At 43.2% G+C, this 22340-nt stretch carries 21 protein-coding genes and 1 pseudogene; 2 read left to right on the forward strand and 20 right to left on the reverse strand.

Annotated elements, in window-relative coordinates; translation table 11 throughout:
• Positions 1-51: 51 nt before the first annotated feature.
• From J2Z69_RS06390 to ypfJ, 8 genes and pseudogenes are all read right to left on the reverse strand, one after another.
• Positions 52-741, reverse strand: coding sequence for an ABC transporter substrate-binding protein (locus J2Z69_RS06390; RefSeq protein WP_342591565.1), 690 nt, complete (start codon positions 739-741; stop codon positions 52-54).
• Positions 636-1091 carry a substrate-binding domain-containing protein gene (locus tag J2Z69_RS19145; RefSeq protein ID WP_245338971.1) on the reverse strand — a complete coding sequence of 152 codons (456 nt, stop codon included), beginning with the start codon at positions 1089-1091 and terminating at the stop codon, positions 636-638. Before J2Z69_RS19145 ends, J2Z69_RS06390 begins: the two co-directional genes overlap by 106 nt.
• Positions 1092-1148: 57 nt before the next feature.
• Positions 1149-1481 (reverse strand): 4Fe-4S dicluster domain-containing protein, encoded by a 333-nt coding sequence (locus J2Z69_RS06395; RefSeq protein ID WP_209860196.1) that lies wholly within the window; start codon positions 1479-1481, stop codon positions 1149-1151.
• Positions 1478-3084, reverse strand: a pseudogene (locus tag J2Z69_RS06400) (FAD-dependent oxidoreductase). The gene J2Z69_RS06395 and the pseudogene J2Z69_RS06400 overlap by 4 nt, the downstream one beginning before the upstream one ends.
• A gap of 26 nt (positions 3085-3110) precedes the next feature.
• Positions 3111-3998, reverse strand: coding sequence for an ABC transporter permease (locus J2Z69_RS06405; RefSeq protein ID WP_209860197.1), 888 nt, complete (start codon positions 3996-3998; stop codon positions 3111-3113).
• A 17-nt stretch (positions 3999-4015) separates the two neighbouring features.
• Entirely contained in the window at positions 4016-4750 is a 735-nt protein-coding gene (locus tag J2Z69_RS06410) for an ABC transporter permease (protein ID WP_245339080.1), read from the reverse strand.
• Positions 4751-5147: 397 nt separating this feature from the next.
• Positions 5148-5726, reverse strand: a complete 579-nt coding sequence (locus J2Z69_RS06415) for a hypothetical protein (RefSeq protein WP_209860199.1) — start codon at positions 5724-5726, stop codon at positions 5148-5150.
• A gap of 86 nt (positions 5727-5812) precedes the next feature.
• Positions 5813-6658 (reverse strand): KPN_02809 family neutral zinc metallopeptidase, encoded by an 846-nt coding sequence (gene ypfJ / locus J2Z69_RS06420; RefSeq protein WP_209860201.1) that lies wholly within the window; start codon positions 6656-6658, stop codon positions 5813-5815.
• 204 nt (positions 6659-6862) lie between these two features.
• Here ypfJ and J2Z69_RS06425 point away from each other — a divergent pair, with 204 nt between their 5' ends.
• Positions 6863-7276 carry a VOC family protein gene (locus J2Z69_RS06425; RefSeq protein WP_209860203.1) on the forward strand — a complete coding sequence of 138 codons (414 nt, stop codon included), beginning with the start codon at positions 6863-6865 and terminating at the stop codon, positions 7274-7276.
• A gap of 122 nt (positions 7277-7398) precedes the next feature.
• Here J2Z69_RS06425 and J2Z69_RS06430 read toward each other — a convergent pair whose 3' ends face one another.
• From J2Z69_RS06430 to ald, 11 genes are all read right to left on the reverse strand, one after another.
• Positions 7399-7608, reverse strand: a complete 210-nt coding sequence (locus J2Z69_RS06430) for a hypothetical protein (protein WP_209860205.1) — start codon at positions 7606-7608, stop codon at positions 7399-7401.
• A gap of 147 nt (positions 7609-7755) precedes the next feature.
• Complete coding sequence (locus J2Z69_RS06435) at positions 7756-8727, reverse strand: aldo/keto reductase (protein ID WP_209860207.1); 972 nt, start codon at positions 8725-8727, stop codon at positions 7756-7758.
• Positions 8728-8958: 231 nt separating this feature from the next.
• On the reverse strand, positions 8959-9267 hold the full coding sequence (locus J2Z69_RS06440; protein ID WP_209860209.1) for a hypothetical protein: 309 nt from the start codon (positions 9265-9267) through the stop codon (positions 8959-8961).
• A 180-nt stretch (positions 9268-9447) separates the two neighbouring features.
• On the reverse strand, positions 9448-10323 hold the full coding sequence (sdaAA, locus tag J2Z69_RS06445) for an L-serine ammonia-lyase, iron-sulfur-dependent, subunit alpha (RefSeq protein WP_209860211.1): 876 nt from the start codon (positions 10321-10323) through the stop codon (positions 9448-9450).
• 24 nt (positions 10324-10347) lie between these two features.
• Positions 10348-11028 carry an L-serine ammonia-lyase, iron-sulfur-dependent subunit beta gene (gene sdaAB / locus J2Z69_RS06450; RefSeq protein ID WP_209860213.1) on the reverse strand — a complete coding sequence of 227 codons (681 nt, stop codon included), beginning with the start codon at positions 11026-11028 and terminating at the stop codon, positions 10348-10350.
• A gap of 63 nt (positions 11029-11091) precedes the next feature.
• Complete coding sequence (locus tag J2Z69_RS06455) at positions 11092-12225, reverse strand: DNA alkylation repair protein (protein ID WP_209860215.1); 1134 nt, start codon at positions 12223-12225, stop codon at positions 11092-11094.
• 159 nt (positions 12226-12384) lie between these two features.
• Positions 12385-13377: a chitosanase gene (locus J2Z69_RS06460; protein WP_245338972.1), complete on the reverse strand. Its 993-nt coding sequence runs from the start codon at positions 13375-13377 to the stop codon at positions 12385-12387.
• Positions 13378-13718: 341 nt separating this feature from the next.
• Positions 13719-14894, reverse strand: coding sequence for a Ger(x)C family spore germination protein (locus J2Z69_RS06465; protein WP_209860217.1), 1176 nt, complete (start codon positions 14892-14894; stop codon positions 13719-13721).
• A complete protein-coding gene (locus tag J2Z69_RS06470; RefSeq protein ID WP_209860219.1) occupies positions 14887-16338 on the reverse strand; it encodes a spore germination protein in 1452 nt (483 codons plus the stop codon). The genes J2Z69_RS06465 and J2Z69_RS06470 overlap by 8 nt, the downstream gene beginning before the upstream one ends.
• Positions 16325-17425 carry an endospore germination permease gene (locus tag J2Z69_RS06475; protein WP_209860221.1) on the reverse strand — a complete coding sequence of 367 codons (1101 nt, stop codon included), beginning with the start codon at positions 17423-17425 and terminating at the stop codon, positions 16325-16327. The genes J2Z69_RS06470 and J2Z69_RS06475 overlap by 14 nt, the downstream gene beginning before the upstream one ends.
• A 196-nt stretch (positions 17426-17621) precedes the next feature.
• Entirely contained in the window at positions 17622-18731 is a 1110-nt protein-coding gene (gene ald / locus J2Z69_RS06480; RefSeq protein ID WP_209860223.1) for an alanine dehydrogenase, read from the reverse strand.
• A gap of 175 nt (positions 18732-18906) precedes the next feature.
• Here ald and J2Z69_RS06485 point away from each other — a divergent pair, with 175 nt between their 5' ends.
• Positions 18907-20592, forward strand: a complete 1686-nt coding sequence (locus J2Z69_RS06485; RefSeq protein ID WP_209860226.1) for a PucR family transcriptional regulator — start codon at positions 18907-18909, stop codon at positions 20590-20592.
• A gap of 258 nt (positions 20593-20850) precedes the next feature.
• On the opposite strand, the gene J2Z69_RS06490 is transcribed toward J2Z69_RS06485, so the two are convergent.
• A complete protein-coding gene (locus J2Z69_RS06490) occupies positions 20851-22254 on the reverse strand; it encodes an NAD-dependent malic enzyme (protein ID WP_209860228.1) in 1404 nt (467 codons plus the stop codon).
• Positions 22255-22340 lie beyond the last annotated feature (86 nt).

Raw genomic sequence — 22340 nt, forward strand, 5'->3', positions numbered from 1 at the left:
CTCCTCTGCATTCCAATACGACTCAGCCTAGTCTTTTAATACACAGGTCATTTACTTTAGCTGCCAATCTTTAATATTAAAATCCCTTCTAGCTAATTTCTCTTTTACAAGAAAATTTTTGGTTCCTTCTAACCGTTTCAGCCCATCCTCGGAAAAGGCCGTATCTTTAATTTCATTAATTGGATTTACTTTTTTAGCTAACTCAGATGTAGTGTTACCCAACGTTGCAAGAAAAGCATAATATTCATCAGGATGTTGCTTTAGATCTGCTAAAGCTTTTTCTCGTGCGGCATTCCATATCGCAGGGAAATCGGGGAATTTGGCAAGATAGTCTTTAGATACTACGGTAGCGCTTGTTCCCAACAGACTCGGATGCTTCGATGCATCATCCAGATAAGGGTAGCCTTGTGCGATAAGTTTGAGGGCAGGTACACCTAAATTTGTGGTAGCATCAATGTCTCCTCTTGCAAGTGCTGCTGTAGCATCAGGAATAAGCATATGAACTAATTTATAATCTGTAATTCCCTCTTCTTGCAGCAGACCCACTACATACCGATGCATGAATGAACCTTTTTGAATCGCAATCGTCTTTCCTTGTAAATCCTTGATGCTGATTGGTCCTTTTTTCTTACCAATTAAATAGCCAATGCTATTGGTAGAAGATTGAGAGATAAGACGAGTCTTAGCCCCGGAGGCATATGCAATGATAGCAGGGGTATCCCCCAGACTCCCACATCCAATCGTCCACTAATTAGTGACTCGGTTTGATCAGGACCGTTAGGGAAGCCGGTGAGCTGCACTTCCGTTATGCCATGCTTTTTTAGCTCCCTTTGCATAATGCCCTTATAAAAGCCCCACCCCTCCGCTCCTCCAGGCAAATTCAGCTTGTTGGACCCGATAAATCCATAGTGCAGCACCTTGGGTGTGTTACCTGCAGCTTGAACTATACTATTATTGCTCCCTGAATCAGAACCCGCTTGATTGCTGCAAGCCTGAAGCATCAGCATTACAATTCCAATAAGTACTATACCCATGAAAAAATGGTTATGTGGTTTTGACTGGTCATCATTTACTTTGCTTAATCTGTTCAACTTAATATCTCCCCCTTTACTTGGACGAACAAATAAAGATCCAACCCTCTCAGGTAGTTAAAAAATAGTTTTTAATGATAACTGGTACATAAAATCATGACTTGCAACCGGCTCTCTCCCTTTCCCCCAACCTACTTTCTCGCGGTAGCCTCCCAAAAGCCCCAGCTGCTGAACGTGTAATTCAGTAACACCCGTCAATTTTTCTGGATCAGGATCTACATATATCGCATCAACAGGGCAGTATAACTCGCACATGAAGCATGTCTGACAATCACTTTGCCTAGCCAAACTAGGTACTCCATCCACATTTCGATCAAATACATTGGTAGGGCAGACGTTCACACACTGATTGCACTCAATGCACCGGCTCCTACTTAGGATCTCAATCATAATAAAATCCCTTCTTTCTCCCTGTGCTGTGTCTTTACCCAAATCTGATCTAGTCCGCCAGTGACCAGACGATGGTGCTGCGTAGAATCAGTCTGGAGATAATCTTCTCTTTTATGCATTCCTCTTGATTCAGTGCGGGTGCGAGCGGCATTGTACATCCAGCGTGCTGTAGCTGTCATTGCCATAGCTTCTCTTGCCTTAACTCCCTCAGACGAACGTTCTATATGATTATTTCGTTGTTCCTTCCACAGCTCATCTAATCTATGAAGTGAAGAGGTTAATCCAAGCTCTGTACGAAATAAGTTGATGTGAAAAGGCTTTACTTCTGCCTGAATGGCTGAAGTATACTCCGCAGTGTGTGTACGCTCTGCTATGTGAGAGGTAGATTGTGTTAGTACCGACGTAGATAATCCTACGGGATGACGATGAATAGCTTTATTCCCGAGACTTAGGGCGAATTGTGCAGCCCTTCCCCTGCGAAGGAACCTGAGGACATAGCCCATGCAGCATTATGACTGCCCCCGCCCGTAAAGCCACCGCAGATCAACTCCCGAGTAGCAGCGTCCCCAGCTGCGTACAGACCTGGAACTTCCGTTCCACATGAAGTATTGGTAATATGAATTCCGCCTGTGCCACGGACTGTTCCTTCTAATCTTAAAGTGATAGGAAACGCATCCGTGAATGGGTCGATGCCCATCCGATCAAAGGGAAGAAAAAAATTGGTCTGTGCCACTCTCAGAAGAGGTCTTAGATCCTCTGAAGCCTTATCTAATCTCGCATATACTTGTCTACCTTCTTGTAGATGTCTTGCTATAACGGTACGTCCTTGCTTTGAACCAGCACCCTCGATCAGCGTTCCATCTTCAAAGTAGAAATTAGCGTAGCTATAATATGCTGTTTTCGTTACTGAGGAGAAGGTGGGGCTAATAGCATACGCATTTGAAAATTCCATGCCAGATAAGCTGGCTCCCGCTTCTGCAGCGAATAAATATCCATCCCCAGTTAGCACGTTACACCCAAGAGCATTGCTTAAGAATGCACAACCTCCCGTTGCAATTACTACTGCACCCGCCTGCACACTCCACAGCTCTCCCGTCTGAGTGCGAACGCCAGTGGCACCCGCCACTCCATACTCATCCGCTAACAATTCAAGAGCCGGGCTATGATCCAAAATCTTCACGCCAGCTTTCTTGATAAGCTTACGCATTAATTTCATATATTCCGGTCCTTGCAGTCCCCGTCGATGCGGCTGACCCTGTTCATTCACCGGAAAAGGATATCCAAGTATACTCAGCCTGTTCATATTCTCATAAGTCTGCTGCAGTACTCTATCCATCCACGAATGTTCCGCTAGCTCGCCACCTAATCTAAAGCGACTAGCTTTGGCCTCATCTCGAAATTCCTGATCCGGCTTCACATACCATACTCCTGTACCTGAAGGAGCTGTGGCTCCGCTAGAGCCACAGTACCCTTTATCGACCAGAATCACCTTGGCTCCTTTAGCTGAAGCGGTCAGGGCTGCCCACGTACCCGCAGGTCCTCCCCCAATAATAAGTACATCGGCAGCTAAGTCTAAGGATCCTTTGTAAGCTAATGCGTGCATATGCCAGCTCCTTTTCTTTCATTCTTCTAACCCTTATAACTCTCTCGCCAAGCCAAGCATCTATGTTCAATGAAGCGGTATAAGAAGTCTATAACAACACCTACTATGGCAAATACAACAATCCCTACAAAGATCACTTCCGTATTCGAATTTTGCTTTGCTTCATTAATAAGGAAACCGATACCCGACTGCGAACCAATAACCTCTGCAACGACTAGACCGATCCATGCTACGGCAAGAGATAGCCGCAAACCTAACAAAATATTTGGCAAAGCAGCAGGTAATATCAATCTACGTAGTCTGTCAAAAGCTCCAAATCCAAGTACACTACCGACTTCGAACAATTTAGGATCAAGCTGTCGAACTCCCATAAAAGCTTGAACATACATTGGGAAAAATGAGCCACTTAGTATGATGACAACCTTCGAGGTTTCACTAAATCCGAACCATAAAATAATTAATGGAGCTATAGCAAGATGAGGAACTAGCCTAAGCACTTGAATACTGGGATCAAATATATACTCCAACTTGCGAAAAAGTCCGGTCAATATTCCACATAACAGACCAAGTGCCCCTCCAATTACAAATCCCAACATAGCTCTACCCATGCTAATTTCTAGGTGGCGGAGGAGTTCACCCGAACCTATTAGATTCGCAAAAGTGGAAGCAATGGATATAGGAGTGGGCAAAAATTCATCTGAGATCCAACCAAGATAACCAGCAACTTGCCAAAGAACTAAAGTTAGAACTGGGATGATAGCTCCCACCCCTAAGTTATACAAAATTGATTTTGTTCGTCTTCTACTATGCTGTTGGTTCAGAGTAAAGTTGGGGGCTGGTTCGCTGACAAGGTTGTCATTTATCTCAGACTCTAGTCTGTCTGTTATAGTCACCAATTTTGCTGTATCATCCATCCCTATAGGTCTCCTTTCTATCTTGAGCGGGTACCTTTCCAACGCAGTAACCGATATTCTACCAGGCGGACAATCCAATCACTACTTAACCCTGCCCCTGCAAACATTAAAATGCCGACAAAAACTACGGGCGTATCTCCGAACTGACGTGCGTCAGACATCATATACCCGATACCTGAGGTAGAAGCTATCAGCTCTGCAACGACAAGTCCAAGCCAAGACAAACCTAAGGAAAGACGAACTCCAAGCATCATATGGGGAACCGCGGCAGGCAGGATGCACTTGGTTAGTTGCTTCTTACGTGTAAAACCAAGTACTCTTGTTACCTCAAACAATTTGTTATCCACATTGCGAATTCCATTGAACGTGTTGATATAGATAGGAAAAAAAGCAGTTTTTGCAATAAGCAGGAGCTTAGATTCCTCACCTATACCGAACCACAATATAAATAATGGAATAACCGCCAAACTCGGAATCATTCGAATCATTTGCAATGTTGGATCGAGTAGCTTTTCTGTAGGACGATACATCCCCACTAATAATCCTAGCGCTAACCCAACACCTCCCCCTAGCAGAAACCCCAAGACAACTCTGATAAGACTTATTCTGAATTGAATCCATAATTCTCCCGATAAAATAAGATCTAGAAAGGATTCTGCAATTACATAAGGTGTTGGGAATAACAGCTGTGAAATATATCCGCTTTGCACTAAGAGTTGCCAAGTAGTAATAAGTATGAATGGAAACAACATGCCTAGACCTATACGTGTAAGCAGACTGAATCCGTGTAGTGAATGTGCCGTTTGAATTTGCTCATTCAACGCTGTAACCCCCTTCTGTATATAAATGACAACACCAAAAAGACTCCCCATCCCTTTGACTGTAGGAAGCCTCCACCAGAATGGTCGACCTGTGTGACGAACTTGTAAATGTTGATCTGATGTTGCTAATTCAACATATAACATGGATAAGAAGACACAAAAAACAGAGGCATCACGGGAAAATATATCCGTAACACCTCTGTTGATACAGTCGGTTCTTCTATTCCATTTATATTAATTAATTCTTACAATTCAAATAGGAATTATAGTTTTTAAATTAACACCTATGCTTGCTTCTGTCAATAGCCTTTTAATGGTGAGTATTCTTTTAAAATGGAATAAAGATATTTAGTCGCTGATTAAGCGCATGCCACTGATTATTCGTAAAAGCTCCTACTAATAGGTGCGGATCAATATCTGAATAAAAGAACCAGCGATGGCTCCCCTCTACCTTTAATATGTCTGAAAAAAATCTAAATACACCCAAATCTACCCAATCATCATTCATATAAAAATCATATCTATAAGCTTTGCTGTTCACATTCAATGTCATCCATACCTTACCCTGCTCCTCATAGATATGTAACTGCTGCATTTCTAGGTCATTTTTGGTTAGATCTACAATTCTTTCTACTATAGAAATATAATCATTCGGATCATCTATACACTCTTGGTCAAAATACCAAATATCCTGAGAAAGATATTCAAAACTGTTATTTTCTAAAACAAATTCACCTCCTAGGTCCATTAAAAGAAGAAGGTAGGGCAGTTTTTTGTATTCAATTGAAGGAAGCATCGTAATTTGTGAGAGTTCGAATTTTTCTTTAAGTGTGATCCCGATACTTGCTAAATCTTTATACTGACAAGCTAAAGATGGTCTTCTTTTTGCTCTCAACCAACGGAACATGCTTACACCTCCTAGTGCAATTTAAAAGAAAAAGACAGCCCTCTTCATGAGGAACTGCCCTTAAATGACGGAATTGCTTAGAAAATTTACAAATTCGTAGCGTTAAACGTGTCTCCACCTTTAATCGTACCACTCTGGAATCCTTTGGAAAACCAATTCTTCCGCTGAGCAGATGTACCATGCGTGAAACTCTCAGGAACTACGTAGCCCTGCGCTTGTTTTTGAATACTATCATCACCAACAGCACTTGCAGCCGTTAACGCTTCTTCTACATCACCTGCTTCTAGCAAGTTCTTCCCTTGAACATGGTTCGCCCATACTCCAGCAAAGTAATCCGCTTGCAATTCAAATCGAACAGAATACTTGTTAAATTCCGTCTCGCTAAGCTTTTGACGCATGGACTGCATCTGATCTGAAATGCCTAGCAAGGTCTGCACATGGTGCCCTACTTCGTGAGCAACTACATAGGCCATCGCAAAATCACCTGGTGCTTTGAATCGGTTCTGAAGTTCTTTATAGAAACTTAAATCTATGTATAACTTACGGTCCCCCGAACAATAAAATGGCCCTACCGATGAGGATGCGGTCCCACAGGCAGATTGTACACTTCCACTATACATTACTAGTGTTGGATCTTCATAAGTCAATCCATTGGATTTGAAGACGTCGGACCATACATCTTCAGTATCGGCCAAGACAACTTTAACGAATTTAGAGAGCTCCTGATCCTCCGCTGTCTCTTGGTAGGACGAATCCGTACCCGAACCTGAATTCAGTATATTGTCTAATCCTCCTGCATTTCCGCCAAGCAAGGTATACAGCAGCAAAATAATAATCCCGCCGATGCCACCCCCGACTAACGTTTTGCCACCTCCACCCATGCCTCTACGATCTTCCACATTTGAACTTTCTCTTCTACCCTTCCATTGCATCGTATTTCCTCCCGAACTTTTTGAATTCACGCTAATATTCATATACCCCAAAATATATGGAGTTCACGCACGAACATGCCATCAGATTTAGAAAGTTCAAAGAAAATAAGAAAATATAATGGATTTAGTCCTAAAAAATAGAAATTATTCATGGGTAATCATGATACAATCAGAGGTAATCACACTTGAAAGGATGATCTATTCGTGGCAATAATTACACCTTATTTATTCTCGGAGGATTCCAGATCGCAAGCACAGTATTATGTTGATGGATTGGGCGGAGAGATTGTACAAGTGACAACAATGGGAGATGTATCCAAGGATGCCCCTAGTGAAATAAAAGATAAGGTCATCAATTTAAATTTTATAGCCGCAGGTGTAACGTTCATGATCTCCGATTCTATATCGGAGCCTCTTAATCATGGTAATAGCTTGGAGCTAGCCCTAGAATTCGTTACGGAAGAAGAAGCAAGGCATGCTTTTGATCACCTTTCTGCCAACGGAATCGTGAATCAGGCTCTAGAGCCAGCATTCTGGGGTGGTTTATTTGGTAAGATTGTCGATAAATTTGGAGTCAGGTGGATGATTACAACGCAAGTACAAGGAACGAACTCTTAACTTAACATAACTTCATTAACTTCATTAACTTCATTTAACTTCATGTAATCATGAACAAAAACAGGGAGGCCGGCACCGGCTTCCCTGTTACGTTTGGTACTACTAAGACAATCCATCTTAAATTATCCTTCTATATGTTCTTCATAAGTCTGTGTTTTTGATCTTCTATGTAACAATATAGCTGTAATAAGAGATAACTGTATGGAGAGAATGATGCCAATAATTACTAACATCCCCCCATCCTGATTAATGGGCTGAATGCAAAGACCTAAGATGAAGAAAAGAATCACAGAACACACGATGGAGAGGAAGAATGTTCCACTAATTTCCATAATAAAACCCCTTATTAATAGTAAATTTTTCCCTAATAATACGATTATATCAATTAATAAATAGACTTCAATCTTTTCTTCACATAAAAAAAGAACCCAGCTCTTTAGCTAGATTCTTTTTTCAACTCCTATCGATGTAGTTTGATTTTATAGGTTAGTCATTCTCATAGCAAATTCACCGTACCGATCCCCCTGCGTTCTGTGCCCAATTGCATTAATTTCTTCCAACTCCGAGGCGGATAACTTTAGATCTACTGCGTCTATGTTCGCTTGCAGATGTTCACGCTTCGTTGTCCCTGGAATAGGAACGATATCATTACCTTGCGCAAGGACCCACGCTAAAGCTAGCGTTGCCGCTTTCACACCCCGGTCTGCTGCCAACTTTTCTATTTTTGCTACTAAATCAAGGTTGGCTTGAAAATGTTCCCCTTTAAACCTAGGCAAATCTCTTCGGAAATCTGTGGGGGAGAAATCCTCATATTTTTTTATGTGTCCTGTAAGGAATCCCCGACCTAGCGGGCTATATGGCACGATCCCTATACCTAGTTCTCGGCACGCTTCGAACGTAGTATGCTCAATGTCTCGACTCCACAAGGAATATTCCGACTGCACAGCAGCAATTGGATGAACCTTATGCGCCTTTCGCAAAGTATCTCCAGACACTTCAGACAATCCCAAATGCCTAACTTTTCCCTGCTTCACTAATTCAGCCATAGCCCCTATCGTCTCTTCAATAGGAACGGATTCGTCTAACCGATGTAAATAATACAAATCAATATGGTCTACTCCCAGACGTTGCAAACTTTCGTCAGCGCTTTGGATCACATAATCCCGAGAACCATTCACAGCAAGCGCCCCATCCCGGCGTACAAACCCGAATTTCGTCGCTAGTGTAACTTCATTACGATGATCTTTGAGCACTTTTGCCAAAAGTCTTTCGTTATGCCCACCCCCATAGACATTAGCTGTATCCCAAAAATTCACGCCATGTTCAAGCGCATAATACAAGGTTTTCAAAGATTCCGCTTCATCACGGGCACCATAGTAATCGGGCGACATGCCCATGCAGCCCAAGCCAATTGCAGATACTTCTAACTCGCCTATTTTTCTTGTGTTCATATGAGTAATTCCTCCTAAGCGTATATACAACTACATTGCTAGCATTATTATCAATAGTTTATCTCATATCAGAATTTATAACCTTAATTAGCGGAGTAATTTATATTTCATAGATCATTGTAGATGGTATCTATATTTAATCCTTAGGTCGCAAAGTAATGGATAGCACAGCTTAAACTTCATTAAATAACCACAAAAAAACCGCAAGGAACGCGGTTCTTTGTGTGAATATTATTCCACTCCATCAGCAAAATTCTTATTATACCCTTTTTCCCATCTGTGTTCCAAATCGTTTGCTGTTTGTTCTAAATTGTCCAGCAGTTGATCTTTGAAATCTCGAATCGTTGTATAAAATACAACTTCCACTTCACGATTCGGTCTAACGCCTCCATCCGTAGCTTGAATATGAACCAGTTTTCGATGCTCTTCTTCGTAAGCTTGCAGGCTATCTAAAAGATGCTTAGTCTGTAAGAATAAATCTAAGTGACGATCTTTCGTCAGGCGCTGCTCAAGCTCTTGAAGACGCTTATACGTAGGCATATGTCTCATCTTCCTCTCCGTCATAGTTCAAATTAGAGTACAATCTAAATCTATATTTATCTTTTGTACCCCTTTACGGCTGCATAGTAACATCTTATGAAGTCTTCATCCCATATATTTATTTTTGTATACAAAGAGGACTACCTTCGTAATTTTGAAGGCAGTCCTCTTTGTACAATTTTACTCTCCGCGCAAGTTCTTCATGATTTCCCGTCCGGTCTTCGTCTGAGCTAACCCTCCGCCTGCGGTCTCCCGGTGCGCTTCAGGCATGCTCGAACCGACTTCCAACATCACTTGAATGACTTCATCTGAAGGAATTACGCTGCGCACACCCGCCATAGCCATATCTGCCGCAGCCAGCGCGGTAACGGCTCCAAATCCATTTCGGACGATGCAAGGAATTTCGACCAGTCCACCGACGGGATCACAGATGAGGCCAAGTGAATTTTTGAGAGCTAACCCTACCGCATGAATGGCCTGAGCAGGACTTCCACCTCTAAGTTCCGTTAAAGCCCCAGCAGCCATACCAATGGCTGAACCCACTTCAGCTTGGCAGCCCCCTTCGGCTCCAGATACGAAGCTATTGTTCGCTATGACATAACCGATGGCTCCGGCCGCAAAGAGTCCGTAGACCATTTTTTGATCATCCCAGCCAAAGCGCTCCTGACTACTGATGAATACCCCCGGAATTATTCCGCAAGAACCGGCGGTAGGCGTAGCAATGATCCGGCCCATTGAGGCATTGACTTCTGATACAGCTAGCGCATAGGTCATTGCGTCCCCAGCAGGACCGCCTAGACTAGATTCGTAAGAGGCATTATAAGCGCCTACTCGCTGAGCATCCAGTCCCGTTAGACCACTTGGTGAAGTCGTATTTTGTGTCAAGCCTCGCTGAACAGCCTCTTTCATCACTTCGTAATAATCTGCCATCTTGGCGAATTCCATTTCTTTGGAACGACCAGATTCCAGACTCTGCTCTTCTAACATAAGTTCCCCTATTGTAAGGTTCTTGTGCTGACATAGTAAGGCGAGTTCGCTTAAGGTGCTAAAATTCATGATGATCTTTCCCCTTTGTCTAATTTAAAACGTAGTATTCAAATCAATTACTTTTACAGAAGTGACCGCAGGCAGCGCCTCCAGATTAAGCAACAGATCCTGCTGCACCATTCCATCTAATTCAAGCACAGTTAACGCACGCCCACTCCGCTGTTTGCGATCAAGCGACATATGGCCTATGTTCACTTCGCATTTGCGAATGACATCGGTTACACTAGCTAACACACCAAGCCAGTCCATATGCGAAATGATAATGGAAGGATACATCGCCGAAAGTTTCATACTAAATCCGTTAATCTCTACAATCTCAATATTGCCTCCACCAATGGAAATGCCCATGAGATCCACATTTTGCTCCGCCTGCTCACCTGTAAGTCGAAGCCTAACGGTGTTGGGGTGAGGATACAGTCCCGTTCCCTGTGTAAATGTAATGTCCATTCCTTGCTCCTCTGCAATAGCAATAGAGCTTGGCAATCGAACATCATCGGTAGTGTAATTAAGCAGTCCTCCTACGATAGCCCGATCCGTCCCATGTCCTTGATAAGTCGCGGCAAAAGAACCATAGAATATGATCTCTGCCTTACTAGGAACGCAGCCCATGAACTGCCGTGCTGCCCGACCAATTCGGGCCGCGCCTGCTGTATGCGAACTGGATGGTCCTACCATCGCAGGTCCTATAATAGAAAATACATCTTTAAATCTCAACGCCCTCAGCCCCTACTTATGCCTCAGTGGTAATCCACTGATATTATTTATGAAATTCTACGTTCATTCTATGATATGAGATGACGATCCTTTTGGATCAGACACCTGTAACGTATCCGAGGCTACTTCCTGTCCATTGACCATCAAGACGATTCGGTGCATACCTGCATAATGACGACGCGTAGTTAAGTTAGCCCAGCGATGGGTTCTCTTCCCTTGAAGCAAGGTCTGCCCCGCAACAGTTTTATCAGAAAGAAGAAACAGCTTTCTGGATAATTTGCCTCCCGATTTCACGAAATCGATTCCATATTCAATGCGTAATTTGACCTCGTCATCCGAATTAACTTGGACTTCATAACTCAATTCTGAATTCTCCCCAATACAAAGCGAGGTCGGCGTAATGCTCAGAGAGGCTGAAGCAATAACGTCCTCTTTGTGATCGAATTCGGTATAACCAAACAATTTCATGATAGAGGGATGTGCTCTGCGAATCAGAGTTCGGCAGCCATGACGTATAATCCAATCCGTATATGGGTGAGTTCCCTTCCATTTCAGTGCAAATGCAATCACTTCATCTGGATGATCTTTGACGATATCATTCAGATTGTTGGCTACGCTTTTACGAACATAAAGAGAGGGGTCCTCTTTCAACAGAGTTAGCAATTCTAATACAGGTGCAGGATTGAGCTTAAACACAGGCAGAGCTTGTCCCCAAGGTAACCGAGGTCTGCATCCCTCGCTAGCCAAGCGACGAACATGTTCATTATCATGGGAGGACCAGTGAGTCATTTGTGTCATCATTCGCTCAGGATCTTTGAGTATAAAGGGGCGAACGGCAAATTCAGCAGAAGACCTACACGTAAATCGCTCTAGCGCTTCCATGGACAATTCCCAATGCTGTTCATCTTGACCATATTTCTCTACAAAATCAGGAAAAAAAAGATACGGAAATCCTACGCACTGCTCATCGATTAGAAAAAGATACTTCAGAGCCTCAGGATAATGTTGCGGAAGATGTGCGCCAAGCGCGTCCGTAATTCTACGGATTCTTGCCTTCAATTCAAGGTCTTCCCAACCGTCACTCATCGTGAAATCCACAAAGGAGCGGGTCAGAAATGAAGGGAATACTCCATTTATTTTGTTACCAACATCCATTAAAAATGTCTCGTTGTACATGTCTTTTAAGGGTTGAGCCATAGTCTACTCCTCCGATTTCTCCCTGTACTAAAGGGTGACAGGCCTCATACATACCTTTACATTTTACACGTTATAGAAAATATCACAACAAGGGAAATTCTTATAAAAAAAGGCCCTCTCCCGAAGGAGAAGGCCTATTCAAATCTAAGTTCAGAATCACTACTTCAATTCCCAGTCCGTAACTTTTTTGATTGCAGCATCCGCATTTTTCAAATCCGTCTCCCCTTGATTGAGAAGATTGCTCCACTGCTTCACACGATTTTTACCATTGGGCGCTTGATTGTAGTCATTCGTATCCACAATCTTGGTTCGTTGTGCGTAGAAGCTCGTCATGAATGTTTTCTCATTCTTGCTGCTTCCTGATCTGGACAATACGCCTTCTAGGCTGCCCGAATCCCCATCTGCCCCTTGGTTAAGTGCTGTATCCACAAAAGATCCAATCGTTAAGGCAGAAGTGAATCCACGCTTCTTGGCTTGATCTACACTGTATTTAATGTATACATTGTAGAATGTATGCCACATCGCTTCTCTCCAGTTCGCATTATTTTGAAGGGCTTTAATTTTAGATTTGAATACGGAATCACTATCTTTAATCTTCAAAATCGAACCACTCATAGAAGCGTTCACGCCTATGCGTTTGAGTCCCCCGGTAACGGAAGGGTTGGATGCCCCACTTACTGCATCATATTCTTTAAAGAGTTCAGGCCCGTCAGGTCCTGTATCATTAGAGCCTCCTGTAGTAGCTCCAAAAATACCGATCGTATATCCTCGATCATCGCCGATATTCTCGCAGTAACCATAGAATTTTGTCCAGTCCAATGAATCTTGTTCGGGTTTGTTCACAAGCATCATAATGTTATCCCATTGCTCACCATCAAGACCGGTCTGGGCTTTCAAGAATGCTAAGGTAGCTGGCGAAAAATTAGCGTCGTGGCTTGAGGTAGCGGTAGCTTGAATGGAATCTTGGTTGTTCGGCAATTGAGTATCAGAGTACGAAGAGGTATTGCTCGAATCTACGTTAGAAGCGGCATAAGCTTTATTCTGTGATGATAGCCCTGAACTAAGCATGGTCACCAGAAGAAGACTACAGATAACAACAATCCTTTTTGATTGAACAGCAGGTGATTTGGTTTGGGCTTGAGAAGTATACAATGGAATTCCTCCTTTTTTGGTGTAAAAGTTTAAGCGCTTTAACTTTTGGGGTGCAATACCTCCTTCCTCGAGTAATAGACATTCTGGACAGAAGGGCAAATTCCTTCAAGCGTTTCAATTTACTACTCAAAATAAGAAAATAGTACTTATTATTCGTCCTTACTTACCCGTGAGACCTATTATATTGTAATCAATAGCTCTTAGATTTAGGCCTCTTGCCTCTTTAGATTTCTCTTTACTTCGTATATTGTTCCGCCTACTATATATACACGGAATAAGATCCGTATACCCAGTATACGGATCTCTCCTTAATTGAAATTCTAATAACATAACTTATAATTTTATTCAGTTGCATTTGTCTCATGATTCACGGAGTTCAATTGGAATTTACCCGTATGAATTAATTGGAAATGAACTTTAAGATCTAAAGAATCTTCGTTAGGAACCCATTTCTCCTTTTTCAGCTTCTTCCAAAGCTTGTTATGAAAGCGATACAGTTGTTCATTCATGAGGAAGATATCCGTCTTTTTGTCGCACCCCGCCTTATACGTACGCATCATCTCTTGACGTATTTTATTCTCCATTTCTCGCTCAATCGCTGCCGCATTTGTTAACCCATCCACTTCAACCGTATGTCCTTTCAAATTCATAACCAGTTCATACCTGGGATGGTCGCCTCCGCTAAGCAGTTTATACTTAGCTTGAGATTTAGTAATCGCTACAGTTACTTTAGTCTTGTTACTGCCTTGTACGACCATAATATATTGTTCAAATTTGGGATCGATCCAGCGAAAACCTTGGGCTTCATCGTAGTTCATATAGGTCTGCAACTTACGACCAGAAAAAAGATAAATCCCGTCAAACTTCTGAACTACTAAATTTTTAGTGGAATTTTTCCAAGATTTGTCCTCTACGGTTAAGGAAGGCAGCAGCGCTGTAAAACCTGGTTCATCTAAAGCCTGAACAAAAAGCTGCATACTTAATGGACGAAAAAAGCTATTCTGGCGAAATTGCAAATCCGGCAAATAAATGACGCTGAGTAAGGGGGATCGCTGAAAAAATGTACTGGTATTTAATATCTTTTCCAATTCTGTATTGGTACCAAATACATAGGAAGTATATCGTGAAGCCCGCTGCCGGTTCACTCCATCCAGAATGTCATTTACTTTGGGTAGTGCTCGCTCATGGATCACCAATGCTTTGAGATGATCCAGACTGATCGTAAATTGGGCAGTTCGCATCAACTCAGAGTATGCCATGATAACCGTACTACCTTCTCCCGTGCCGATCCATGTTGTATCCTCTTCGCTCGTGGGGCTTTGGGTCTTGGCTACGCTACCAAATGAAGCCATCTGAGCATACATTTTATACTTCCCTTGTTGGTAATCAATGCCTAGCGCTGTGATGTACCCTTGATCCTGCAAATTAATAGAGTCCCAGCAGCCGGATAACAAAGGGAACGCGGTCAATGTAATCATCAGTATAACGATCCGCCACGTTTTTTTGAGTCTATTCATTGTATCGCTCTTTCTTCCCTCTTCGCTTGCCCCAAGGTAGCTGGATGAAGGATTTAGGCCATAGGCGGAACTGCATCGTACTTAAGGGAGCCATATAAGATTGACCATAGGATTCTAAGGAGCAAAGGTAGACGATAATTGAGAACAGACCCAAAAAGAACCCCAGCATGCCTAGGACGGCAGAAAATACTAACATATATATACGAAGTATACTTACGCTTCCATTCAAAACCTGATTCACCAGTGTAAAAGACGCAACGGCAGAGACGGCTGCTACTACCAGCATGGTTGGCGAAGTGAGACCCGCAGAAATTGCCGCATCTCCGACAATCAGACCGCCTACGACCGTAACCGTCTGGCCTACCGCTTTGGGTAATCGGATCCCGGCCTCTCGAAACAATTCAAACATCCCCAGCATTAAGAACATTTCCATCGTCGTTGAGAGAGGCAGACCAATTCGCGAAATAGTTACCGTCGCCAATAAGGTAAAGGGTATCTGATCGGGATGAAAGGCACAGAGCGCCACCCAAAAGCTTGGCGCAAATACGCTAATGAACAGTCCAATAAATCTAAGCAGTCGCTCTAAGGTAACGAAGAAGAAAGGCATATGTAAATCTTCTGGAGATTTAATAAGTAAAGCTAAATCTGCCGGTCCCATTATAACCGATGGATTCCCATCGACTACGACTGCAAACCTCCCTGTCATTAGAGCAGCCGCTGCGTAGTCGGGGCGTCCCGTATGTTCTACCAGCGGAACCAAGGTCACTTTACGACTTGACATTAACGATTCTATTTGTGTGCTTGAATCGACGGTGACCACATCGATAGCTTGAAGATTCTTCCTAGCTTTATCGATTACATTGTGATCTGCCATGCTCCCTACGTACATAAAAGTTACCGTCGTCTGCGATTCCCTGCCTAATACAAGCGTTTCGCATTGAAGGTCTGGTGTCTTCAACCTTCTACGAATTAAGGTAATGTTCGTCCATAAGTCTTCTACAAAGCCATCTCGCGGGCCCTTCAACGAAACTTCCATGGTCGACTCTTCGGGTTGACGCATCGGAAGTTTGGAAAGGTCACATACATAGGCATAATTGTAGCCCTTAATAAGTAAGATGACATTACCTGAGAACAACGCCTGAAAGATTTGGCTTTTCTCGCTCTCAAGCGGAATAACCTTTAGCATAAAATTGCCACATTCTTTGCTGTTTCCTTCTACGTTTTCAAGTAAGTCTGCTCCTTCTTTTAAGAGCTTAGGAAGAAAGGCCTGACGAAGGTTATCGGTATCCACCATAGCGAAGCAATAGATTAAGCTGACGGGGATCTTCGCTCCTTCCTTGTCTAGAATCTCCAGATCATAGAAGACGACATCTTGACAGCCTTTTAAAATGTGTTTGAAGTGAAGAATCTCATTTCCCTCATCCTCTACCTTATGAACCTGCACGAGATAACGCCTCCTTCCTTTGCATTATGATGCTAGCGATCCATACAATAAGCGAAATAATCAGTATAAGTGCCCCAGAATATATGAAAAAGGGTTTCACCCATTGCCGATATAGGATCATACGGTCACAAGCGATTTGCGTCAAAACAACAATAATTACACCGATTCCACCCATGGTGGATTTGGTTATCACTGGCTTTTTGAAGGGCAGCAACTCCATAATTAGATACATCGATAGACTTATCCGAATGAAGGCTCCACTCAGCCATTGATAAATAGCAAAAAAATCGACATGTTCAATATATTTCCCAATCTCTACGAGTCTCCATTGGGAAAAGGCAGGGTACCTTAATTTAGCAGCCTCGAAAGGACCGAACTGTGTAACTGCACCAGTCAGTGGCCCAAGCGTTAGCAGTCCGAGCAGAACCACGATGATCAGCACATGCTTAAGCTTGAATCGGCTCTTCAAATGATGCTGGAATAACACTAACGTATAGAGTTCCCCCATTGAACAGGCCGCGAGAAATCCTCCTTTAATGACAGGTTCAACACCATTTTCGAACATTGGAAGTAAGTAGGTGTAATCCTTATGTGGTAGATTCGCAGTCATGACAAAATCACCTAAGACGATAACAAAAGGAAGCAGGATGGCCGAGGTAAACGCAATGGTCCGCAATCCCGAAAAGATGGTATATAAGACAAGCAGAATGAACACAATGGTGATTGCCCAGTACGGGGTATGCACTAGATAGGTAGAGGTAGCCCAAGAGATCGTATCAAAAAATGTATTGCAGGTTATAAAGAAGAGCAAGAGAATTAAAGGCCCCTTAATGAACCAAGCTCCCCAGGGGGTAAGTGCGCGGTCTAGGAAAACTGTAAAGGGTTCATTCATTCTTTTCATTGTCCCATAAACAGGAAATAATGCCCAAATCAAGCCCAAAAACAAAGATATAAAGGCACACATCCAGCTGTCTCGTAGGGCTGTGTTGAGTAACAGAGGAACGATAAAAACGTGGTTAACGAGTCCGACAGATAAAATAATAATCATCGTTGCAGGGAACAAGCCAAATTTAGAAATGGCAGACATGGGCACACCTTCCTTTCAAGGGTAATATGCCTCATGGCTTCTATATCTATCCATTTTAGGGCAAACAAAAGAAGAATTTTTCCGTCTTCGGTATTACTTGCTTATGAGTTAAACGTTTATTTTTGCAACGAAAAAAAGCCGCCTTGGTTCAAGGCGGCTTCATGTTTTGTTCCAATGTTGACCCTTTAATTGTCGATTATGTCAACTGATCTACAGACACATAGTCATAGCCCAAGTCTCGAGCTACAGCTTCATAAGTAACGCTACCTTTCATCGTGTTCACGCCTGCCATAATGGCGGGCTGAGTGTGAATCGCTTGATCCACGCCAAGCTTGGCAATCTGTAGAGCAAAAGGCAATGTGGCATTCGTTAAAGCCAGCGTTGAAGTTTGCGGTACAGCTCCCGGAATATTAGCAACTGCATAGTGAAGCACATCATGCTTCACGAATACAGGATCATCATGTGTAGTAATTCGATCAATCGTCTCTACGCTTCCGCCCTGATCAATAGCCACATCCACAATCACCGAGCCTTTATTCATGGATTTCACCATCTCTTCCGACACAAGCTTCGGCGCTTTACCTCCCGGAATAAGTACCGTAGAGATGACTAGATCCGCTTCGGCTACAGAAGCAGCGAGGTTGGCACTTGTCGACTGTAACGTCTGAAGTTGATTCCCAAAGACAAAGGCCAGTTCTCTTAGTCTGTTCACATTCGTATCAAGCACCGTGACTTCAGCACCTAGGCCTACAGCCAACTGAGCCGCATTCGTACCGGCGATGCCACCTCCAATAATCGTCACTTTCCCCCGCTTGACACCCGTTACCCCAGACAGTAAGATTCCTTTGCCACCTCTTGCCTTCTCAAGCATTTGAGCACCAACTTGAACGGCCATACGTCCAGCCACTTCACTCATGGGAGCAAGAAGAGGTAATGTGCCTTGAACGCGAATCGTCTCATAGGCAATCGCTGTAACCCCAGAAGAACGAAGGGCTTCAGCGAGTTCAGGCTCCGCCGCTAAATGTAGATAGGCGAACAGAATTAACCCTTCTCGGAAGTATACATATTCTGCGGAAAGAGGTTCTTTTACCTTTATAATCATGTCCGCGCGCGCCCAGACTTCTGAAGCATCCAGCATATGCGCGCCAGAATCTAAATATTGCTGATCATCAAATCCACTATCACTACCCGCATTACGTTCTACTAGAACCTGATGCCCTTGTCTAACAAATTCTGTGACGCCCATAGGGGTCATGGCGACCCGGTTCTCATTGTTTTTAATTTCCTTGGGAATGCCTATTATCATGGATGGCCACCTCAATTATAATGTGAATGTAATCTATACTTATCATACGGAACTTCATGTGCCTTGACATCGTACAGCATGTCGAACAATTCCCTCTTTTCCCTTTACGCTTTGACGATGTTCTGACGATTTGGACGATAATGTACATACTGTGATACAGAAAGGTGACACCTACTTGGACATACAACAACTTACATTAGATAAAATATTGACACGTCCCCTATTCCACACAGCCAAGGTGGCAGCGGGTGCTGATGGACTGCAACATGCAGTGGACTGGGTCCATGTATTAGAAATTGTGCAAGTTGCCCCTTTTGTCAGCCGCAATGATCTGATTCTTACCACAGGGTTATGGATGAATCAGCTCCCTGAGCAGCGTCTTAGCTATCTTCAGCAACTCATTGATCAGCAGGCGGCAGGACTTTGTCTAGAGCTAGGAACTAGTATTGATCGAATTCCAGAAGAAATTCTGGAGCTTGCCGAACAAAAGCACTTCCCTGTCATTGTATTTGCTCAGCCTGTCCGATTCTCTGAGATTACACAGGACCTTCATTCATTGCTTCTTGAACCGAGAAAAATGCATACAGAGAAGTTGGACTCTTTCGCTAAGAAGCTTCATCAGATGATGCGGCAACCGTCGGATCTTAGCAGTGTGATGAGGCTGCTTCATGAGTACACGACGGATGCTCAGATTCTATATTACTCGCTCCTTGAACCGAATCGATTCTATCCAAAACTTGCGGGAAGTCCTAAACTTAAACATGCATTGCAGGACTATCCTTTCAGAGATATCATTCTCCAATCAGAGCTCGAACTTGGCGGTGTCCAGATGCAGACAACTTTGTGGGGTACTCATCAAATTTTACTCTATCCTGTCATCTGCTTCGGACAGACTTTGGCTTACTTAGGTGTGACCATTCATCCTCATCATTCTCCAAAAGAGCTGGTCCCTTTTCTTGAATATGCAGCTGATTCAGCCGCAGGTCTAATCATGCGCACCCGTTATCGTGAAGAACGTGATATGGTGAATCATGATCAGATCATGATGGATCTATTACATCACCAATTAGATAGTGAAGAAGCAGCCCGTGACGCGCTGGATCTACCCCAGAGTTCGAACAGTAGTCAGATGGATTTATTTATCCCATTGATTATTGAGATCAATCAACAGCGTTCCGAGATCGAATTCGAACATACAGAGTCTATCTTACAAGATCTGTTAGTTTTACTACGAACCTTGTTGAAGCGAGATCGAATACATCACAATATACTGCTCAAACATAATAAATTTCATGTTCTGATGGCCAATATGGGACTTCAAGATGTTTCATCTAATGGGCTTAAAGCGGCAGCGCAGAGAATCATTCAAGATATGAAAAGATTTGTATGTGATCATCTATCCGATGTGCACATTCATGGCGGGGCAGGGAACACCCGTTATCGAATTTTAGACACGCCTACGGGATTTAAAGAAGCTGGCCAGGTCATTGAACTATCCAAGAACGTCCCGGCTATGGCGTCCTGCCTCTTTTACTCCGATATGGGGGCTTATCAACTGCTCAAAGCTATTCCTAGTCCATCTATTTTGGAAGCGTTTGTACAAGAACATTTAGGGGCTATTTATGCTCACGAAAAAGAACATCAACACCGCTTATTAGAAACGCTAGATATGTATTTACAATGCTCTGGATCAAAGCATGAGACAGCGAGAAGACTCTTTATTCATCGGCAGACTCTTTACAATCGGATGGAACGACTTCAAGAGCTTCTGGGAGATGACTTCATGGAACAAAACACTAGAATTTGTCTAGAACTTGCTCTTCTCGCATCTAAAATGCTGTATCCTATCCGATCATCCTAGGATGGATGTATAGGCTATTTTTATAAATAATCTAAATAAAGACGTCCCTCTTATGGGAACGTCTTTATTTAGTGTCTATTACAATTCATATTCAAATAATACTTATTAAAAAAGCGCACATCATACAGAATCCGTTCATTCTTCAAGTATAACTTGCGCCATACTTCAGTTCATTCTTCAGTGCATTCTTCAGTTCATTCTTCAGTTCACTCTTCGTCTTTACAGTAGCTCTTATGGAGACTGCATGTTCGCTTTTTCCTATCTGAAATCTGGTGGCGTTCTTCTGGATACCCCAGTTAAGATCGCTGCCTCAATCACCGCACGGCGAACATTCTCCACGACTTTCTCATTAAAAATACTCGGGATAATATACTGTTCATTCAGCTCAGAAGAGGTCACAACCGCTGCAATAGCCCGAGCCGCTGCAAGCTTAATCGGTTCATTTACTGTTCTTGCACGGCAATCCAGCATGCCTCGGAACAATCCAGGGAAGACGAGTACATTGTTAATTTGGTTCGGATAATCGCTTCGTCCGGTGGCGAAGACACGAACGATGGGTAGCGCCGCTTCTGGGTCAATCTCAGGATGCGGATTCGCCATAGCAAATACGATGCGGTCTGGTGCCATTGTCTTCACATCATCAGCACTTAATACATTCCCTCTGGATACGCCAACAAATACATCCGCACCGACGACCGCATCTTGCAAACTACCCGGATGATTCCCGACCTGAGGCTGTTCCGCCAGCCACTGCCACATTGGATGACTATAGGATTGGCCTCTTACAATAATCCCTTCGCGGTCCACTGGAACAAGATTACGAACCCCTGCGGCAAGCAACATTTTACAGATCGATACTCCAGCGGCACCAATCCCATTCACGACAACTCGCACATTGCTCATTTGTTTGCCCGTTACTTTAAGCGCATTCAGTAGTCCCGCAATAACAACGATGGCTGTTCCATGTTGGTCATCATGAAAGACGGGAATATCCAATTCCTCGGCTAGTCTGGTCTCAATCTCAAAACATCTAGGTGAACTAATATCTTCCAAATTAATTCCACCAAAGATTGGGCTGATAAGCTTAATCGTACGAATAATTTCTTCGGTATCTTTTGTATCTAGACAGATAGGAAAAGCATCGACATCGGCAAGCTGCTTGAACAACATCGCTTTCCCTTCCATAACGGGTGCTGCCGCATGAGGACCAATATCTCCTAGTCCAAGCACAGCCGTTCCATCGGTTACTACGGCGACCGTATTTCTTTTTATCGTTAAGGAATAAGCTTTGTCAACGCTTTCATGAATAGCCATGGACACGCGAGCTACGCCTGGTGTGTATACTCTGGATAAATCGTCACGGTTGCGAATTGGCATTTTAGGCTGAATGGATATTTTGCCACCTAGATGCGTAAGGAATGTTCGATCAGATACATTGACTACATTAATTCCGGGAAGTTCCTTTAAGGCGGTTACAATAATAGACTCTGCATCCTCTGCTCCTTGAATCGTAATATCACGTACTGAATTATCTGTACCGGCGCGAATCACATCGATAGAGATAATATCTCCCCCTGCACGGCTAACCGCCGCTGCCACATCTCCAAAGCTAATCAGACTATGATTCAGTTCAAGTCGTACGATAATGCTGTTAAAAGCCATTTTCAATTCCTCCATCCTTAATCTAAGCTTGACTCTATTATATATAACATCTTTTCATAATTGTATCATCCATAGTCTACAGGAAA

It is taken from the genome of Paenibacillus shirakamiensis, from assembly GCF_017874255.1.
In the GTDB taxonomy this organism is placed as follows: Bacteria; Bacillota; Bacilli; order Paenibacillales; family Paenibacillaceae; genus Fontibacillus; species Fontibacillus shirakamiensis.

What these genes read in the sequence shown, in the direction of transcription:
- J2Z69_RS06395 (WP_209860196.1), bottom strand. Translation starts at nt 1,481, where the DNA reads ATGATTGAGATCCTAAGTAGGAGCCGGTGCATTGAGTGCAATCAGTGT.
- J2Z69_RS06405 (WP_209860197.1), bottom strand. Translation starts at nt 3,998, where the DNA reads ATGGATGATACAGCAAAATTGGTGACTATAACAGACAGACTAGAGTCT.
- J2Z69_RS06410 (WP_245339080.1), bottom strand. Translation starts at nt 4,750, where the DNA reads ATGTTGTTTCCATTCATACTTATTACTACTTGGCAACTCTTAGTGCAA.
- J2Z69_RS06415 (WP_209860199.1), bottom strand. Translation starts at nt 5,726, where the DNA reads ATGTTCCGTTGGTTGAGAGCAAAAAGAAGACCATCTTTAGCTTGTCAG.
- ypfJ (WP_209860201.1), bottom strand. Translation starts at nt 6,658, where the DNA reads ATGCAATGGAAGGGTAGAAGAGAAAGTTCAAATGTGGAAGATCGTAGA.
- J2Z69_RS06430 (WP_209860205.1), bottom strand. Translation starts at nt 7,608, where the DNA reads ATGGAAATTAGTGGAACATTCTTCCTCTCCATCGTGTGTTCTGTGATT.
- J2Z69_RS06435 (WP_209860207.1), bottom strand. Translation starts at nt 8,727, where the DNA reads ATGAACACAAGAAAAATAGGCGAGTTAGAAGTATCTGCAATTGGCTTG.
- J2Z69_RS06440 (WP_209860209.1), bottom strand. Translation starts at nt 9,267, where the DNA reads ATGCCTACGTATAAGCGTCTTCAAGAGCTTGAGCAGCGCCTGACGAAA.
- sdaAA (WP_209860211.1), bottom strand. Translation starts at nt 10,323, where the DNA reads ATGAATTTTAGCACCTTAAGCGAACTCGCCTTACTATGTCAGCACAAG.
- J2Z69_RS06455 (WP_209860215.1), bottom strand. Translation starts at nt 12,225, where the DNA reads ATGGCTCAACCCTTAAAAGACATGTACAACGAGACATTTTTAATGGAT.
- J2Z69_RS06465 (WP_209860217.1), bottom strand. Translation starts at nt 14,894, where the DNA reads ATGAATAGACTCAAAAAAACGTGGCGGATCGTTATACTGATGATTACA.
- J2Z69_RS06475 (WP_209860221.1), bottom strand. Translation starts at nt 17,425, where the DNA reads ATGTCTGCCATTTCTAAATTTGGCTTGTTCCCTGCAACGATGATTATT.
- ald (WP_209860223.1), bottom strand. Translation starts at nt 18,731, where the DNA reads ATGATAATAGGCATTCCCAAGGAAATTAAAAACAATGAGAACCGGGTC.
- J2Z69_RS06490 (WP_209860228.1), bottom strand. Translation starts at nt 22,254, where the DNA reads ATGGCTTTTAACAGCATTATCGTACGACTTGAACTGAATCATAGTCTG.